The following is a 17,695-nucleotide window of genomic DNA, read 5'->3' on the forward strand; positions in this document are numbered from 1 at the left end:
CAGTCGGTTGGGATCGGAATGGGGATCGGTGTCAGCGCGTCACGGGCGGGGGCGCGGCCGGCTCGGGCGTCGCCGCCGTCACCGTCACGGGGCCGCCGGCCACGAGGGCAGCGTAGACTTCGATGCGCTGGCGCAGGTTCTGCGGCGCCTGCGGATCGGCGTTGATCTGGTCGAACCAGCGCCCGGCGGCGTCGTACTCGCCGCGGCGCAGGGCGACGAGGCCGAGCATCTCGCGGGCGGTGTGGCGGAAGGCGCCGGTGGGTGCGGCAAGCCCCTGGAGACTCGCCAGAGCCGCATCGGCTTGGGGACCGTCGAGGCGCAGGAGCGCGGCGCGCAGGCGGGCCAAGTCGCGTAGGGCATCGCTGACGCCCGTGTCGGCCGCGAGGGCGTCGTATTCGGTGGCGCCGGCGGCGGCATCGCGCTTCGCGGTCTCGGCGGCGGAACGGAAGCGCGCGAGGAGGCGGTAGCCGCCCGGTGCGTCGGTTTCGAGGGCCGTGAACGCCTTGTCGGCCTCCTCGATCTTGCCGTCACGGGCGAGGCGGTTGGCGGCGTCGAACTGCTCGGAGGCCGCGTCGGCCCGCACGCGCTGATCGTGCTGCCAGTAGCGCCAGCCGCCGACACCCGCCACCACGAGGATCGCCACGGCGATGATCGCGCCGCTGTAGCGGCGCCAGATCGCGGCAACCTGATCCCGGCGATAGTCTTCGTTGACCTCGCGGATGAACTCGTTGTTCTCGGCCATGCTGCCTCACGTCGGCCGGAACGCCCGGCCGACCACTTCACGAAAGAGGAGGGCCAGCGCCTAGCACAGGCCGGCGCCCTTGGCGACCGGTCTCGTCTGCGCGGCGCTCAGGCCTGTCCCGGCCAGGCCGCGACGCCGATGAGGATCGGATGGAGATACTTCGCGAAGACGAACCACACGGCGAAGCCGATGGCGACTGCGAGGGCGTCGTTGCGCCATCCGGCGGGCGTCGCGACGGGGCCGTGCTGGGCCGCCACGGCGGCCGGGCTCAGGGCCCGGCGCTTGGCGCTGATGCGGGCGACGACGGCCCAGGCAAGGAAGCTGCCGAACAGCAGGATCGAGCCGAGATCGCCGTTGGCGAGGAGGTGGGCCGTGGCCCAGATCTTTACGGCGAGCAGCATCGGGTGCTTCGCCTTGGCGCGGATATGACCCGGCAGATACGCCGAGGCTAGGGCGATGAAGGCGAGCAGGGTCAGGAGGAGCGCGAGGTGACGGGTCCAGACCGGCGGGTTCCAGACCTCGATGTAGCCGGACTGGCGGTAGAGGTGGAAGCCGTAGGCGATGAGCACGAGGCCGAGCACCGAAACCCCGGTGTAGATGAGCTTGTACCGGCTCTCGCCGACCTCGCCGATGACGTTCGCGCGCTTCGCCCGCGCCATGGAGAAGGCGTGCGTGCCGAGAAACAGCACGAGGCCGAGGATCAGGATCAGCATGGAGGGCTTTCGCGGTTGGGATGTGGACGGCCGGAATGGGGGCCGTCGCGGCAATCAGTCTGTAACGGTTCAAAACCCAAACTCGCGGCGATGTCCAGGCACACGCGATGACGCGCCGCTTCCTCACCGCCCTGCTCCTCTCCGTCTTCGCGGGCGGGGTCCGGGCCGGCACCGAGCCGCCGCTCTCGGCCCTGACCCTGGTCGGACCGCCGAGCGTGGTGTTCAAGGCGGGACGCGACGCCTGCGACGGCGCCGACGTGCCCGACGCCTCGGCCCGGGCCTTTCGCGATGCGTCGGGGGCGATCGCCCTCTACGGGATGCATTACCGCAACCGCGCCCTGCGCGGCCCGTCCCTCGACACGCTCAAGCTCGATTGCGCGGTGGTCCTCGACTCGGGCGAAAAGTCCGATCCCGCCCACTACGACGACCGCTCCTGGATCACCGCGACCTGGACCGAGGACGGCGCGGCCGTGGCCGCCCTCCTCCACCATGAGTACCAGGCCAACGAGCATCCCGGGCGCTGCCGCTCCACGGTCTACATGGAGTGCTGGTACAACACGGTGGTGGCCGCCGCCTCGCGGGATGGCGGGCGGCTTTTCACGCGGGCCACCCCACCCGTGGTGGTGGCCGGAGCGCCGTTCCGCCAGGAAGTGGGACAGGGGCGCCATCGCGGCTTCTTCAATCCGTCGAATATCTTCGGCGACGGGCGCTGGCGCTACATGTTCGCCTCGACGACGGGGTGGACGATTCCCGGCAGCGATCAATCCGCCGGGGTCTGCCTGTTCCGCACCGACGATCCGGCCGATCCAACGCGCTGGCGCGCCTGGACCGGAACCGGCTTCACGGCGGCATTTCCAGATCCCTACGCCAAGCCCGCTCCGAAACCGGCGACCTGCCGGCCCATCGCCCCCTTCCCCACCCCCGTCGGCGCCATCGTGCGCCATCGCGGCAGCGGGGCCTGGATCGCCGTGTTCATGGCGAAGGCCGCCGAGGCGTTTCCGCAATCCGGGTTCTACTGGACGAGTTCGCGCGATCTCCTGACCTGGGACACGCCGCGCCTGCTACTCGCCGGTCCCACCCTCTACGACGACCCGTGCGGCGCGACCGGCGGCCTCATCGCCTATCCGTCGCTCCTCGACCCCGCCGCCACCGGCCGCAACTTCGACGATACCGGCGACCGGGCCGTCCTCACCTACGTCACCCTGCGCGTGAACGGCTGCACCGTTACCTCGGACCGCGACCTCGTGCGACGCCCCCTCGCCATCAAGGTCTGGCCATAGGCGTCGCGGTCAGAGCTTGCAGGCGCCCGCGAGGGCGGTGTTCTCGGCTTGCGTGAACAGCCGCGAGCGGATGAGGAAGCGTTTGTCCCGCCCGTTCTCGAGGGAGAACATGCCGCCGCGCCCCGGCACCACGTCGAGGATCAGGTGGGTGTGCTTCCAGACCTCGAATTGCGGTCGGCTGATCCAGAAATCGGCCCCCGCCACGGTTCCGAGATGCACGTCGCTGTCACCCGTGAGGAATTCACCCTGCGGGTAGCACATGGGCGAGGAGCCGTCGCAGCAGCCGCCCGACTGATGGAACATCACCGGACCGTGGTCGGCCCGCAATTCCTCGATGAGGGCGAGGGCCGCTGGCGTCGCGGTGACGCGCAGGGGCGTGCCGTCGACGCCGGCCTGATCGGCAGTGGTCGATTCGGGGGTGGAGACATCGCTCATCGGGCAATCCTCACGCAGGCGATCCGGTCGGGAAGATAGGGCGCAAAACGAAAAAACCCCGGCCTTTCGGCCGGGGCGAGGCGGTTTCGGCGCGAGGCTCAGAAGAAGCCGAGCTTCTTGGCCGAGTAGCTGACGAGCATGTTCTTCGTCTGCTGGTAGTGATCGAGCATCATCTTATGGTTCTCGCGGCCGATACCGGACTGCTTGTAGCCGCCGAAGGCCGCGTGGGCCGGGTAGGCGTGGTAGCAGTTGGTCCAGACGCGGCCGGCCTGGATGGCGCGGCCGAAGCGGTAGGCGCGGGTCCCGTCGCGGGTCCATACGCCGGCACCGAGGCCGTAGAGGGTGTCGTTGGCAATGCTGAGCGCGTCGGCATCGTCCTTGAAGGTCGTCACCGAGAGCACCGGCCCGAAGATCTCCTCCTGGAAGATCCGCATCTTGTTGTGGCCCTTGAACACGGTCGGCTTCATGTAGAAGCCGTCCGCGAACTCGCCGTCCTTCACGTTGCGCTCGCCGCCCGTCAGGCACTCGGCGCCTTCCTGGCGGCCGATATCGACGTAGCTCAAGATCTTCTCGAGCTGCTCGGAGGAGGCTTGCGCGCCGATCATCGTGGCGGGATCGAGGGGCGAGCCTTGCGTGATCGCCTCGACGCGCTTGATCGCCCGCTCCATGAACCGGTCGTAGATCGATTCATGCACCAGCGCCCGGCTCGGGCAGGTGCAGACCTCGCCCTGGTTCAGGGCGAACATGGTGAAGCCTTCCAGCGCCTTGTCGAAGAAGTCGTCGTCCTCGTTGGCGACATCGGCGAAGAAGATGTTCGGTGACTTGCCGCCGAGTTCGAGCGTTACGGGAATCAGGTTCTGCGAGGCGTATTGCATGATGAGGCGGCCCGTCGTCGTCTCACCCGTGAAGGCGATCTTGGCGATGCGGGGCGAGGAGGCGAGCGGCTTGCCGCATTCGAGGCCGAAGCCGTTGACGATGTTGAGGACACCGGGGGGCAGCAGGTCGGCGATGAGCTCGGCCACCACGAGGATCGAGGCCGGGGTCTGCTCGGCGGGCTTGAGCACAACGCAGTTGCCGGCGGCCAGCGCCGGGGCGAGCTTCCACACAGCCATCAGAATCGGAAAATTCCACGGGATGATCTGGCCGACGACGCCGAGCGGCTCGTGGAAGTGATAGGCGACCGTGTCGTGGTCGATCTCCGAGATCGAGCCTTCCTGGGCCCGCAGACAGCCGGCGAAATAGCGCCAATGGTCGATGGCCAGGGGAATGTCGGCGTGGGTGGTCTCGCGAATCGGCTTGCCGTTGTCCCAGGTCTCGGCCAGCGCGATGAGGTCGAGGTTGTCCGCCATCCGGTCGGCGATCCGGTTCAGGATCAGCGCGCGCTCGGCCGGTGAAGTCCGGCCCCAGGCCTCCTTGGCGGCGTGCGCGGCGTCGAGCGCCTTGTCGACGTCGGCGGCGTCCGAGCGGGCGACCTCGCAGATGACGCGGCCGGTGAGCGGCGAAGTGTTCTCGAAGTAGCGGCCGGCCACCGGCGCGACCCACTGGCCGCCGATGAAGTTGTCGTAGCGGGCCGAGAACGGCGCCTTGGTGCCGGTGGAAAGGAATTCGGGCTTGTTCATGAGTAGTTCCTCCAGTCTTGTTTTTGTGTGGGCAGACAAGGCCAGTCGGTCGACGGGCGCAAGATAGACCTTTGGCCAATCGAGCCCTGCGTTCACGCCGAATGGCGTTCGGACGTGGCGCGCATGCTAGACCCGATCGCGTATCCTGGCGAGCCGGTTCAAGGGATCGTGAGGCGGCCGATCCGCCGGGCCGTGATCCGCCGGGCCATGGCCGAATCGATGCGTGGACCGGACCGAACGAGGCCCCCTTCGTCGAGGAGGGCACCGGTGGGACGCCCGTCGGGTTCGATATCGAAGGCGATGCGCGTGTCTCCCTCGCCGGCGAACACCCGGTCGCTCTCGGGGCTCAGGACGATCCGGCCCCGTCCGGTGATGCTGGCGACGAGCCGTCCGCCTTCGAGGGTGAGGCCGAGGACGGAGCGGGGAGCGATCCGGTAAAATCCGACGTAGCGCGCCAGGACCGCGTCCGAGACCGAGAGCTGCGTGTCGGGCACGGCCTCGAACACGAGGGCGGCGAGGCGTCGGGACAGGGCCTGCGCCGGGGCCGTTTCGGTGTTGCCGAGGACCACGATGGTGAGATCGGCGTCGGGATAGGTGTCCTTGATCGCCGCGAAACCGTTGAGGAAGCCGCCATGGGACCACAGGCGGCGCCCGTAGGCGTTGCCGACGTACCAGCCGAGACCGTAGCCATTGCCGCCATCGGCGAACATCGTCGCGCGGGACGCCGGCGACAGGACCCGGCCCGACAGGAGGGCCCGGTCCCAGGCGACGAGGTCGTCCGCCGTCGCCCACAGGCCGCCGGCCCCGGACGGGACGCTCGCGGCCAGGGGCATGGCATTGCGCCAGGCACCGTCGGCCCGGTGATAGCCTGAGGCGCGCCGGGGCAGGAGGGCGTCGCCATCGGCCATGGGCGCGAGGCCGGCGGGTGCCAGGAGCACGTGATTCAGGTGATCCACGAACGGCCTGCCGGTGATCCGCTCGATGAGGGCGGCGAGGAGGATGTAGCCCGTGTTGCTGTATTCGTAGACCGACCCCGGCGGGAACAGGAGATCCTCGCCGAAGAGGAGCGACACGGTCTCCAGCGGCGTCCGGTCGAGGCGCGCCGTCCGCGTGATGTAATCCGGCAGGGCGGTGACGTTGGGCAACCCCGATGTGTGGTTCAGGAGCATCCGGATCGTCATCGTCGCCCATGACACGGGCAGGCCTGGCACGTGGGCGCAGACCGGATCGTCGAGGCTGAGCCGGCCCGCCTCCACCAGCCGCAGCACGGCCGCCGCCGTGAACTGCTTGGTGAGGGAGCCGATGCGGAACCGCGTCTCGGGCGTGTTGGCGAGGTCCCATTCGCGATTGGCGAGGCCATAGGCGCGCCGGAACAGGATGTGCCCCTCTCGGGCGACGACGACGGTGCCGGAAAAGATGCCGGATCGAGCATAGGGCGCCACGAGGGCGTCGGCGCGCACGGCAAAATCGGGATCGTCTCCGGCCCGGGCGACGCGGCATCCGGCGAGCAAGACGATGAGGCAGGCGAGAAGGCGAAGGTGCGGCATGCCTTCGAATTTGAGGCGGTTTGCCGCGCAGGCCAAGCGGCGCTCTCGCGTGTTTTGGCACCGACGCGCGAGGGGCCGTCATGCGTTCTGCGACGGATCGAGGCCGCCCGTCCGTCCGTTGGGCTGGGCTGCATCTCCGGGCCATCGGTCCGGACCCGCGGCCGGCGCGCGTCCCATGCGGCGCCGGCCCCCTTCGAGGATCGCCCTTGACCGTCACATCCCCGCCCGATCTGGCGCGCTCGGCGCCGAATCCCATCGCTGTCGCGCAGCCCGCCTGGAACGGCCCGCGCTTCGGCGAGTTCGTCGGCATCGTCGCCCTGATGATGGCGGTCACCGCCATCTCCATCGACAACCTGCTGCCGGCGTTTCCCGAGATCCGGGCCGAGTTCGCGGTTGCCGATCCGAACCATCTGCAATGGCTGATCTACATCTACATGATCGGCTTCGGCGCGGCGCAGATCATCTACGGCCCCCTGTCGGACACCTATGGGCGCCGCCCCGTCCTGCTCGCGAGCCTGGCGGTCTACGTCGCCGGCACGCTCCTCGCCATGGTGGCCCCCTCCTTCGGCTGGCTGCTCGCCGCACGCATCATCCAGGGCATCGGTGCCGCCGGCGGGCGCGTCCTGTCCACGGCCATCGTGCGCGACCGCTTCGCCGGGCGTGAGATGGCGAGCGTGATGTCGCTCATCATGATGGTGTTTCTCATCGTGCCGATGATCGCCCCGGCCGTCGGCGGCGCCATGCTGCACCTCGGCTCCTGGCACTACGTTTTCGTGTCGATGCTCGTGCTCGCCGGCCTCCTCGTGGTCTGGTTTTCCGCCCGCATGCCCGAGACCCTGCATCCGCAGGACCGGCGGACATTCTCCCTGCCGTCCATCGGCCAGGCGGTGTCCCTCACCTTCCGCAACCGCGTCGCCGTCGGTTACGCCACGGCGCTGGGCCTGCTGACGGGATGCATCATGGGCTATGTCGGCTCGGCCCAGCAGGTCTTCGATACGGGGCTCTACCGCCTCGGCGCCCTGTTCCCCGTCGCCTTCGGTCTCGTGGCCGGGGCCATGGGGGCGGCCACCCTCGTCAATGCCCGCCTGGTGCGCCGGATCGGCATGCGGCCGCTCTCCCATGCCGGGCTCACCGCCTTCGTCGTCGTGGCGGTGGCTCAGGTCATGGTGGCCCTGGCCTATGGCGGCCGTCCGCCCCTGGGCCTCTTCCTCGGAATTCTCGCGGTCAACCAGTTCCTCCTCAGCTTCGCCATGCCCAACTTCAATGCCCTGGCGCTGCAGCCGCTGGGCGAGATCGCCGGCACGGCCTCGTCCTTCCTCGGATTCTACACGACGATCCTGGGCGCCCTGTGCGGCTTCATCATCGGGCAGGCGTTCGACGGCACGGTGCTGCCCATCGGCCTCGGCTATGCCGGGCTCGGCGGCCTCGCCCTCCTCGTCGTGGCCTGGACGGAGCGGGGTCGGCTGTATCGCGGCGGCGTCTCGGGGTGAGGGCTTAACCCCGTCTTCAAACCCTCGGGACATGGTTTGTTCTCAATCGATCAAACGGAGTCCCGACGTGCCCGGCCGTATCCATGATGGAACGCTTCTCCTCGCGCGGCTCCTCCTCGCCGCCGCGCTCCTGCCCACGGGCATCGCCCGGGCCCTGAACGTCGCGGGTTTCGCCCTGACGCTCGCCGGCACCGGCCTGCCCTCGCCGAACCTCGTGGCGACCTTCGCCGTCGTGGTGCAGGTGTTCGGACCGCTCGCCCTGATCGTCGGCGTGCTGCCGCGCGTCACCGGCGGTGCGCTGGCGGCCTTCGCCCTCGCGATGGCGGTGCTGCTGCATCCGTTCTGGCTGTTCTCCGGGCCGACGGCGATCGCTGAGCGCACCCTCCTGCTCGCGGATCTCGGCCTCGCCGGGGGCTTCCTCCTCTATGCCCTGACCGGCCCGGGGGCGTGGAGCTGGCAGGGCTGGCGAATGAGCCGCGCGATCCAGGCCCCGTCGCGGCCGGCACCGCAGAAAGCCGCCGCCCCGAAGGCGCCGGCCCGGCCCAAGCGCCCTGCCGGACGTAGCCCGGCGCGCGCGGCAGCCTGACCTACGAAACCGCCTCGCTCCGGCGCTGACCAGACACCTCGGCGCCGGCATCCGGCGCGAGTCGGCGGAAGGCGAACACCGACAGGGCCGAAATCGCCGCGACGGCGAAGAAAGCGAACGCGAAATCCTCCGCCTGGATCGCCGTACGCCCATGCCAGCCGGCGGCGCCCTCGAGGGCGAGCGCCCCGAACGAGACACCGAGGCTGAGGGACAATTGCTGGGCAACGCTGGCGAGGCTGGTGCCGGCGCTCATGTCCCTGGCCTCGAGGTCGGCATACGCGATGGCGTTGACGCAGGTGAACTGCAGGGACCGCACGCAGCCGCCGAGCAGCAGGACGCAGACGATGACCGCGTGCGGGGTCTCGGCCGTGAAAAGGCCGTTCACCGCGAGAAAGCCGGAAGCCACGACGGCGTTGACGAGCATCACGGGCCGGAAGCCGTAGGTGCGCAGGATGCGCGGCCCGACGAGCTTGATCAGGAGGGCGCCGGCCGCCGCCGCGAAGGTGAGCAGACCCGATTGCAGGGGATCGAGGCCGAACCCGATCTGCAGCATCAGGGGCAGCAGGAACGGGATCGCCCCGGTGCCGATGCGAAACAGGCTGCCCCCCGTCACCGCCGCGCGAAACGTCGGGTAGCGCAGGAGATCGAGGCGGATCACCGGATGCGCCACGCGCCGCGAATGCTGGAGGTAGAGCGCGAGCAGCACGATTCCGGCGGCGAGGCATCCCCACGAGACGCCCTCCGGCAGGAGGTGGCGGCCCGTCGAGGCGAGCCCGAGCATCAGGACGGCGAGCCCCAGGCCCGAGAGCAGAAACCCCACGACGTCGAGGGGCGGCCGGGAGGGCTCGCGCACGTTCTCGAAATAGACGCTCGCGAGCCAGATCCCCATGAGCCCGATGGGGATGTTGATGAGGAAGATCCAGCGCCAGTCGAGATAGGTCGTGATCAGGCCGCCGAGCGGCGGTCCCATGATCGGACCGATGAGGGCGGGGATCGTCAGATACGCAAGGGCGCTGACGAGTTCACTCTTCGGCACGCTGCGCAGGATGACGAGGCGACCCACCGGCACCATCATCGCGCCGCCAAGACCCTGGAAGAAACGGGCCGCGACGAAACCCGCAAGGGAATTCGAGGCTGCGCAGGCCAGGGACCCGGCCATGAAGACCCCAAGCGCCACCCGGAACACGGTGCGGGCGCCGTAACGGTCGGCGATCCATCCACTGATCGGAATGAAGATCGCGAGGCTCACGAGATAGGCCGTGAGCGCGAGCTTGAGGGCGATGGGATCCTCACCAAGACTTCGCGCGATGGCGGGCAAGGCCGTGGCGATCACCGTCGCGTCGGTGTTCTCCATGAACAGGGCGGTGGCGACGACGAGGGGGACGATCTGAGACGGGCGCATCGGAGGGCAACAAGTCCCCGAAGCGGGCTCGGGTTGCGTCTCGTCCCGAGAAAGTTCGCGCAAGCGCGGCGGAACCCAGCGTTCGTTGCCGGACAATGGAGGAAACGATGGCTCGCGAGGGCGTTCCGGCGGCGTGGCACTTGCGCCACAGGCAGCCGACGCCGTCGCGACGATCGGCCGAATACCTTTCCACGGTGTCGTCGGCCCCGCTAAGCTGGTGCCTATACGAACGGCCTTGCGTAGGTCGCGGACGTCCGCGTCCCGAACGTCCGCAAAGGCCGGTTCTCCTGTTCTTCCGTCAAGGTTCCTGGATGCCCTCGCGCTTCGAATGTCGTCTCAGGGTGCCGGGCATGACCGCCGGCCTGGCCCTGCTCCTCGCCATGGCCGGCTGTGGCACGGTTGTGCTGAACGATTCCGGCTCGCTCACCCGCTACGACCGCCTCGTGAATAGCGAGGAGGTCGCGACCCGGGCCAAGCTCTACATCGACCGTGCCGCCATGGCCGCCGCCCGCACGGTACGGATCATTCCGACGTCGTTCCCCGAGGCCGTCTCGGGCCCCGGCCTGACGCCGACGGAACGCCGCCTCGTGGCCAATGCCGCCGACCGGGCCCTCTGCTACGAGCTGTCCCTGCGCTACGACGTGGTCTCGGGCCGGAAGGCCGATCTCACCGTGCGTGCCGCCGTGACCCGGATCGAGCTCACCGGCCTGCCGGCGGCGGGCGCCACCATCGCCACCTCGGCGGGGGTCAGCATCGCGTCGCAGGCGGGCGTCGGTTTCGCCACATCCGTCGGCCGAATCCCGATCCCGCGCATCCCCATCGGTCTGGGAAGCCTCACCATCGAGGCCGAAGCCCTCGACGGGCGCCACGAACAGCGCGCCGCCATGGTCTGGGGCGGGGCCGCCAACTCGTTCACGAGTCAGCCGCGCTTCTCCCCCATCTCCGATGCCTACGACCTCGCCGGCGAGTTCGGGCAGGATTGGGGCGGCTATCTCGCCACCGGCGTCGATCCGTTCAAGGCGCCGCTCGCGATCCCGAGCTACGACCGCATCCGCATCACCACCCTCGGCGAAGCGCCCCTCGACCCCGATTGCGAGGCGTTCGGCCGCGCGCCGGGCTTCGACGGCATCGCGGCCGACTATATCGGCCTGCCGCCGGAATACACCGACAAGGGGCCGGCCGCGCGGGTCAACTGACGCGGCCGCCCGGCCCTGGGGCCGGGAGACGTGGCGCCGTGAGCCATGCGGCCGGGGGATATCCCCCCGCCGCACACCGATTCCGCCTTTGCGCGTGTCGGGCCCGCATGATACTGGCCCGTGCCAACTCGATGACGCCGGAACGGCGTCTCAGGCCCGTTTGGGAGTTGGTTCATGGCGCGCATCACTGCAGATTCCATCATCGAGGGCCTGACCTTCGACGACGTCCTCCTGCGCCCCGCCGCGTCCTCGGTGATGCCGACGGAGGTGAGCGTCGCGAGCCGCCTCACCCGCACCATCCATCTCAACCTGCCGATCTTGGCCTCTGCCATGGACACCGTGACGGAAGCGCCCATGGCCATCGCCATGGCGCAGAACGGCGGCATGGGCGTCATCCACCGCAACCTCGAGCCCGAGGAGCAGGCCGAGCAGGTCCGCCTCGTCAAGAAGTACGAGTCGGGCATGGTGCTCAACCCCATCACCATCCACCCCGACGAGACCCTGGCCGATGCCTTCGCGCTGATGAAGCGCAACCGCATCTCCGGCATCCCGGTGGTGGAGCGCGGCCCCAACGGATCGCGCGGCAAGCTCGTCGGCATCCTCACCAACCGTGACGTGCGCTTCGCCACCAATCCGGGCGAGACGGTGGCCGAGCTCATGACCCGCGATCGGCTCATCACGGTCCGCGAAGGCGTGAATCAGGACGAGGCCAAGCGCCTCCTGCACCAGTTCCGCATCGAGAAGCTTCTCGTGGTCGACGACCATTACCGCTGCATCGGCCTCATCACCGTCAAGGACATCGAGAAGCAGGTCGCGTATCCGGGCGCCGTCAAGGACGAGCAGGGCCGCCTGCGGGTCGCTGCCGCCACCACCACGGGCGACGGCGGCTTCGAGCGGGCGGAGCGCCTCATCGACGCCGGCTGCGACGTGGTGGTGGTCGACACCGCCCACGGACACTCGATCAAGGTCCTCGACGCCGTGCGCCGGGTGAAGCAGCTCTCCAACACCGTCCAGATCGTGGCCGGCAACGTCGCCACCCGCGACGGTGCCCAGGCCCTCATCGATGCGGGCGCCGACGCCATCAAGGTCGGCATCGGACCGGGCTCCATCTGCACCACACGCATCGTGGCGGGTGTAGGCGTCCCGCAGCTCACCGCCCTGATGGAGGCCGTGGAGGCCGCCGACCGGGCCGACGTGCCGGTGATCGCCGATGGCGGCATCAAGTATTCGGGCGACCTCGCCAAGGCCATCGCGGCGGGTGCCTCCGTCGCCATGCTGGGCTCACTGCTCGCCGGTACCGACGAGGCGCCCGGCGAGGTGTTCCTGCACCAGGGCCGCTCCTACAAGAGCTACCGGGGCATGGGCTCGGTCGGCGCCATGGCCCGCGGCTCGGCCGACCGCTACTTCCAGGCCGAGGTCAACGACACCCACAAGCTCGTGCCCGAGGGCATCGAGGGGCAGGTGCCGTACAAGGGCCCGGTCGCGGCGGTCCTGCACCAGCTCGCCGGCGGGCTGCGGGCCGCCATGGGGTATGTCGGCGCCCCGACCATCCCCGAATTCCAAGAGAAGGCGCAGTTCGTCCGCATCACCAACGCGGGCCTGCGCGAGAGCCACGTCCACGACGTGACCATCACCCGCGAGAGCCCGAACTACCCCGGCCGGGCGTGACGGCGCCGGACAACAAGGATCGTCCCATGCGCGTGCTCGTCGTCGGCGCCGGTGCCACCGGTGGATACTTTGGGGCCCGTCTCGCCGAGATCGGCCGGGACGTGACCTTCCTCGTGCGCCCGGCCCGCGCGGACAAGCTCGCGGCGTCGGGCCTGCGGGTGAAGAGCCCGCACGGCGACCTCACGATCCCAGCCCCGAAGACCGTCACGGCGACGGGGCTCGACGCGGCCGAGCCCTTCGACCTCGTGTTCCTGAGCTGCAAGGCCTACGACCTCGAGGGGGCGCTGACCGATGTCGCCCCCGCCATCGGGCCGAACACGGCGATCCTGCCCGTGCTCAACGGCCTGCGCCATCTCGATGTCCTCGACGCCCGGTTCGGCGCGGACCGCGTGCTCGGCGGCACCTGCGCCATCGCGGCCACCCTCGGGGCGGACGGCACCGTCCACCAGATGAACGACCTGCACACGCTCACCTACGGAGAGCGCGACGGCAGCCTGTCGCCGCGCATCGAGGCCATCGACGCCCTGATGCAGGGCGCCACCTTCGAGCCGCGCCTCAGCCGGACCATGCTGCTGGAGATGTGGGAGAAGTGGACGTTTCTCGCGACCCTCGCCGGATCGACCTGCCTTATGCGGGCCACCATCGGCGACATCGTCGCGGCGCCGGGCGGCCGGGCGTTCATCGAGGCCCTGCTGGAGGAATGCCGGGGCATCGCGGAAGCGTCCGGCCATGCGCCGCGTGAGAAATTCTTGGCCCGCACCCGCGCCACCCTGACGGCGGAGGGCTCCGGTTTCACCGCCTCGATGCTGCGCGACATCGAGAACGGCGCCCGGATCGAGGCCGACCAGATCATCGGCGATCTCATCGCGCGGGCACCCGGCGCGGCCGGGCACCCGATGCTCGACCGCCTTCTGACGCACCTCAAAGCCTACGAGACCCGTCGCGCCCGCGAAAGTGCATAGGTCCTGCTGAAATCCGGGTTTCCGAAGGGATCATCCCTTCGGCGGGTGTCGGGCAGAGCCCGACGAAGACCCCAGGGCTCTGCCCTGGACCCGCGAAGGGCCAAGCCCTTCGAAGCCGAACTCAGTAGCGCGGGCCGGGCGGCGGCGGGTTGCCGTATTCGAGCTGCGTCTTCGCGTCCGGGCGACGCGGCGGCGGGGTTGGATCGACGGCCGCCGGCGCCGTCGCGCAGGCGGCGACAAACAGCATCATGAGGCCGGCTAGGCCGAGATGGATGACGGAGGGCATGGGGTTCTCTAAGCTCCGGGCGCCGGACAAGTCGGCCCCGCCTTCGTTCTGACGCGACATCCCGCCGAAAGCTCGACCGACTTGTGACCCTGCCCCGGCCCAAGCGTGGCCGTATCGCGGCGCCGGCCGCAACCGTAAGGATTCCGACCCTGACGCCCCCCGCCCGCCTTTCAGCCGCCATCGAAGTCCTCGCCGACATCGCCGCGCGCCGCCGCCCCGCCGCCGATGCCCTCAAGGATTGGGGCCTCGCCCACCGCTTTGCCGGCTCCGGCGACCGCGCGGCCATCGCCAGCCTCGTGTACGATGCCCTGCGCCGGCGCGCCTCGGCCGCCTGGATCATGGACGAGGACAGCCCCCGCGCCCTCGTGGCCGGCATGCTGCGCCTTCAGTACGGCCTTGCCGCCCCCACCATCGCGGGCCTGTTCTCGGGCGAGCGCTTCGCGCCGGAGCCCCTGTCCGAGTACGAGCGCTCCCGTCTCGCCGACGCGACGCTGGCGGACGCCCCCGACCATGTCGCCGGCGACGTGCCCGAATGGGTGCTGCCCGCCCTCGCGAAAACCTTCGGCCCCGCCCTCCTCGACGAGGCCCGGGCCCTGGGACGCCGGGCACCCCTCGACATCCGGATCAACACGCTCAAGCACAGCCGCGAAGCGGCCATGGGCGAGTTGAATCATCTCGCGCCCAAGGCGACGCCGCATGCCCCCAACGGCCTGCGCATCCCCATCGGCGAGGACGGCCGCGGCCCGGCGCTCCATGTCGAGCCCGAATTCTTGGACGGCTGGTACGAGATTCAGGACGAGGGCTCGCAGCTCGCGAGCCTCCTGTCCGGGGCGCGCCCCGGCGAGACCATCGTCGACCTCTGCGCCGGGGGCGGCGGCAAGACCCTGAGCCTCGCCGCGATGATGAACAACGAGGGCCGCCTGGTCGCGAGCGACGACGATCCGCGCCGGCTCGCTCCCATCCACGAGCGCCTGCGCCGGGCCGGGGCCCAGGCCGAGGTTCGGACACCCCGGGGCGGCCGCGCCCGCACCGACGTCCTCGGCGACCTCGACGGCACGGCCGACCGCGTGCTGGTGGATGCCCCCTGCACGGGATCGGGCACCTGGCGCCGCAACCCCGACGCCAAGTGGCGCATGCGTCCCGGCGCCCTCGCCGCGCGCGTCAACGAACAGGCGGCGGTCCTCGACCGGGCCGGCGCCTTGGCCCGGCCGGGCGGGCGCATCACCTACGTCACCTGCTCCCTGATCCCCGACGAGAACGACGCTGCCATCGCGGGCTTCCTCAGCCGAACGGGCGAAGCCTTCCGGGTGATTCCGGCCACCGAGGTTGTGGCTGCGGCCAAACCCGATCTCGCGCCCTTCGTGCGCTTCACCGATCACGGCCTGCAGATGAGCCCGGCCCTGACCGGAACGGATGGATTCTACGTCGCCACCCTGGAGCGCCGGTCGGGCAGTTGAGCCGGTGTCATGAAACGTTCGGTCTCGGACGGCTCGCGGTCCGAGAGCCATGGCAAGACGGGGGTTTCAGGGGAGACATCCGCCGCATCCCCAGCCGATCGGGGCCGGCGGGGCGGACACTCCGTTGCACCGCGCCGATGCGTCGTCTAACTCCGGTTCCATGAATACCGACCACGACAAGATCCTCATCGTCGATTTCGGCTCCCAGGTGACGCAACTCATCGCGCGGCGTGTGCGCGAAGAGGGCGTCTATTGCGAGATCGTCCCCTTCACGAAGGCGGCCGAAGCCTTCACCGAGAGCCGCCCCAAGGGCGTCATCCTCTCGGGCGGCCCCGAATCGGTCACCACGGATGCCTCGCCGCGGACCCCCCAGATCGTGTTCGATTCGGGCGTTCCCGTTTTCGGCATCTGCTACGGTCAGCAGACCATGGCGGCCCAGCTCGGGGGCGAGGTCGAGGCCGGGCATCACGCCGAGTTCGGGCGCGCCGAGATCGAGATCCTGTCGGACTGTCCCCTGTTCAAGGGCGTCTGGCATGTGGGCGAGCACTACCCGGTGTGGATGAGCCACGGCGACCGGGTCACGAAGCTTCCCGACGGCTTCACCACCGTGGCCATGTCGCCGAACGCGCCGTTCGCGGCGGTGGCCGACGAATCGCGGCACTACTACGCGGTGCAATTCCACCCGGAGGTCGCCCACACCCCGCACGGCGCCCTGCTCATCCGCAACTTCGTGCGCGACATCGCCGGCTGTACCGGCGACTGGACCATGGGGGCCTACCGCGAGGAGGCCATTGCGAAGATCCGCGAGCAGGTCGGCGCCGAGAAGGTGATCTGCGGCCTGTCGGGCGGTGTCGATTCCTCCGTGGCGGCGGTCCTGATTCACGAAGCCATCGGCGATCAGCTCACTTGCGTGTTCGTGGATCACGGCCTCCTGCGCATGGGTGAGGCCGACGAGGTCGTGCGCCTGTTCCGGGATCACTACAACATCCCCCTCGTGCACGTTCAGGCCCAGGAGTTGTTCCTCGGCGAACTCGAGGGCGTCAGCGACCCGGAGATCAAGCGCAAGACCATCGGTCGCCTGTTCATCGACGTGTTCGACGCCGAGGCGAAGAAGATCGGTGGCGCCAAGTTCCTGGCGCAGGGCACCCTCTATCCCGACGTGATCGAGAGCGTGTCGTTCACGGGCGGTCCCTCGGTCACCATCAAGAGCCACCACAATGTCGGCGGCCTGCCCGAGCGCATGAACATGCAGCTCGTCGAGCCCCTGCGGGAATTATTCAAGGACGAGGTGCGGGTGCTCGGCAAGGAACTCGGCCTGCCGGAGGCCTTCGTCGGCCGTCATCCTTTCCCGGGTCCAGGCCTCGCCATCCGCTGCCCCGGCACCATCACGGGCGAGAAGCTCGATGCCTTGCGCAAGGCCGATGCAATCTACCTCGACGAGATCCGTAAGGCGGGTCTCTACGACACCATTTGGCAGGCTTTCGCGGTGATCCTGCCGGTGAAGACCGTGGGCGTGATGGGCGACGGGCGGACCTACGACCACGTCTGTGCCCTGCGGGCCGTCACCTCCGTCGACGGCATGACGGCGGATTTCTACCCCTTCGACATGGCCTTCCTCGGCCGGGTCGCGACCCGCATCATTAACGAGGTCAAGGGCATCAACCGCGTGACCTACGACATCACCTCGAAGCCCCCCGGCACCATCGAGTGGGAGTGAGGCGTCGGCGCTGACGCAGCGTCCTCGAAGGTATTGCTTGCGAAGGGCCGGTTCCGACATGTCGGGCCGGCCCTTCTGTTTGCCCGAGCGGATGGTGTCCACGTGATCGGCCCGCCCCCCCGTCATCCCGGGCCCGCGAAGCGGGACCCGGGATTCAGAACCGCAGGACGCGCAGAATCCGAGGCCTCGGTTGGAGCGGACTGCGACACGCCTTCCGCGTGAAAGCGATGGCGAAGCCGAATGTGACTGTCTCGTCCTTTTACCGACCTCGGTCCGCTCGTAACATGAGCGACGGCCAGCACTCTCGGGTCCGACGTTGCCCGCGCAAAGCCCCCTCCCCTCGCGGGGATCGATCCGTGGTTTCTCAGCCGGCAGATCTTCGTCCATGACCAGCCCTGAAACGCCGAAAGCCCCCACCGAGACGGTAAGGGCTTTCGAGATCGTTGATTTGGTTGCGGGGACAGGATTTGAACCTGTGACCTTCAGGTTATGAGCCTGACGAGCTACCGGGCTGCTCCACCCCGCGCCAGGGTGTTTGCCGTTTAGGCAAAGGGGGATCGTTTTGAGGGGATGGTTATGATGTGCTGTGCAGGTC

General features: G+C 69.2%; 15 protein-coding genes and 1 tRNA gene. 8 read left to right on the top strand and 8 right to left on the bottom strand.

Translation table 11 applies throughout. From position 1 onward, the window contains the following. Window positions 1-31: 31 nt before the first annotated feature. The gene (locus MFF01_RS10255; RefSeq protein ID WP_238224797.1) at window positions 32-742 is read right to left on the bottom strand and encodes a tetratricopeptide repeat protein; all 711 of its coding nucleotides are present in this window, start codon (window positions 740-742) and stop codon (window positions 32-34) included. Window positions 743-849: 107 nt separating this feature from the next. Further along, on the bottom strand, window positions 850-1,455 hold the full coding sequence (locus tag MFF01_RS10260) for an NnrU family protein (protein ID WP_238224798.1): 606 nt from the start codon (window positions 1,453-1,455) through the stop codon (window positions 850-852). Between the two features lie 107 nt (window positions 1,456-1,562). Here MFF01_RS10260 and MFF01_RS10265 point away from each other — a divergent pair, with 107 nt between their 5' ends. Further along, a complete protein-coding gene (locus MFF01_RS10265; protein WP_238224800.1) occupies window positions 1,563-2,735 on the top strand; it encodes a hypothetical protein in 1,173 nt (390 codons plus the stop codon). A 9-nt stretch (window positions 2,736-2,744) separates the two neighbouring features. On the opposite strand, the gene MFF01_RS10270 is transcribed toward MFF01_RS10265, so the two are convergent. From MFF01_RS10270 to MFF01_RS10280, 3 genes are all read right to left on the bottom strand, one after another. Further along, window positions 2,745-3,170, bottom strand: coding sequence for a DUF779 domain-containing protein (locus MFF01_RS10270; RefSeq protein WP_238224802.1), 426 nt, complete (start codon window positions 3,168-3,170; stop codon window positions 2,745-2,747). Between the two features lie 98 nt (window positions 3,171-3,268). Next, window positions 3,269-4,789: an aldehyde dehydrogenase gene (adh, locus tag MFF01_RS10275; RefSeq protein WP_238224804.1), complete on the bottom strand. Its 1,521-nt coding sequence runs from the start codon at window positions 4,787-4,789 to the stop codon at window positions 3,269-3,271. A gap of 158 nt (window positions 4,790-4,947) precedes the next feature. Then, window positions 4,948-6,336, bottom strand: a complete 1,389-nt coding sequence (locus tag MFF01_RS10280; protein ID WP_238224807.1) for a serine hydrolase — start codon at window positions 6,334-6,336, stop codon at window positions 4,948-4,950. Between the two features lie 323 nt (window positions 6,337-6,659). Between MFF01_RS10280 and MFF01_RS10285 the strand changes: the two genes are divergently transcribed. Together MFF01_RS10285 and MFF01_RS10290 are read left to right on the top strand one after the other, a co-directional pair. Continuing rightward, window positions 6,660-7,826, top strand: coding sequence for a multidrug effflux MFS transporter (locus tag MFF01_RS10285; protein WP_373319719.1), 1,167 nt, complete (start codon window positions 6,660-6,662; stop codon window positions 7,824-7,826). Window positions 7,827-7,857: 31 nt separating this feature from the next. After that, on the top strand, window positions 7,858-8,412 hold the full coding sequence (locus MFF01_RS10290; protein ID WP_238224809.1) for a DoxX family protein: 555 nt from the start codon (window positions 7,858-7,860) through the stop codon (window positions 8,410-8,412). A 1-nt stretch (window position 8,413) separates the two neighbouring features. Here MFF01_RS10290 and MFF01_RS10295 read toward each other — a convergent pair whose 3' ends face one another. Beyond that, window positions 8,414-9,814 (bottom strand): MFS transporter, encoded by a 1,401-nt coding sequence (locus MFF01_RS10295; RefSeq protein WP_238224811.1) that lies wholly within the window; start codon window positions 9,812-9,814, stop codon window positions 8,414-8,416. Between the two features lie 311 nt (window positions 9,815-10,125). Between MFF01_RS10295 and MFF01_RS10300 the strand changes: the two genes are divergently transcribed. From MFF01_RS10300 to panE, 3 genes are all read left to right on the top strand, one after another. Continuing rightward, window positions 10,126-11,010 carry a DUF3313 domain-containing protein gene (locus MFF01_RS10300; protein ID WP_238224812.1) on the top strand — a complete coding sequence of 295 codons (885 nt, stop codon included), beginning with the start codon at window positions 10,126-10,128 and terminating at the stop codon, window positions 11,008-11,010. 174 nt (window positions 11,011-11,184) lie between these two features. Continuing rightward, window positions 11,185-12,678, top strand: a complete 1,494-nt coding sequence (gene guaB / locus MFF01_RS10305) for an IMP dehydrogenase (protein WP_238224814.1) — start codon at window positions 11,185-11,187, stop codon at window positions 12,676-12,678. Between the two features lie 26 nt (window positions 12,679-12,704). Further along, the gene (gene panE, locus MFF01_RS10310; protein ID WP_238224815.1) at window positions 12,705-13,640 is read left to right on the top strand and encodes a 2-dehydropantoate 2-reductase; all 936 of its coding nucleotides are present in this window, start codon (window positions 12,705-12,707) and stop codon (window positions 13,638-13,640) included. Window positions 13,641-13,761: 121 nt separating this feature from the next. Here panE and MFF01_RS10315 read toward each other — a convergent pair whose 3' ends face one another. After that, window positions 13,762-13,926, bottom strand: coding sequence for a hypothetical protein (locus tag MFF01_RS10315; protein WP_238224817.1), 165 nt, complete (start codon window positions 13,924-13,926; stop codon window positions 13,762-13,764). A 149-nt stretch (window positions 13,927-14,075) separates the two neighbouring features. On the opposite strand from MFF01_RS10315, the gene MFF01_RS10320 reads away from it, so the two are divergent. Together MFF01_RS10320 and guaA are read left to right on the top strand one after the other, a co-directional pair. Beyond that, window positions 14,076-15,383: an RsmB/NOP family class I SAM-dependent RNA methyltransferase gene (locus MFF01_RS10320; protein ID WP_238224850.1), complete on the top strand. Its 1,308-nt coding sequence runs from the start codon at window positions 14,076-14,078 to the stop codon at window positions 15,381-15,383. Between the two features lie 160 nt (window positions 15,384-15,543). Further along, window positions 15,544-17,100 carry a glutamine-hydrolyzing GMP synthase gene (guaA, locus tag MFF01_RS10325; RefSeq protein ID WP_238224818.1) on the top strand — a complete coding sequence of 519 codons (1,557 nt, stop codon included), beginning with the start codon at window positions 15,544-15,546 and terminating at the stop codon, window positions 17,098-17,100. A 449-nt stretch (window positions 17,101-17,549) separates the two neighbouring features. On the opposite strand, the gene MFF01_RS10330 is transcribed toward guaA, so the two are convergent. After that, window positions 17,550-17,626, bottom strand: a tRNA-Met gene (locus tag MFF01_RS10330). Window positions 17,627-17,695 lie beyond the last annotated feature (69 nt).

The sequence above is a fragment of the Methylobacterium adhaesivum genome, assembly GCF_022179065.1.
GTDB classification, from domain to species: Bacteria; Pseudomonadota; Alphaproteobacteria; order Rhizobiales; family Beijerinckiaceae; genus Methylobacterium; species Methylobacterium adhaesivum.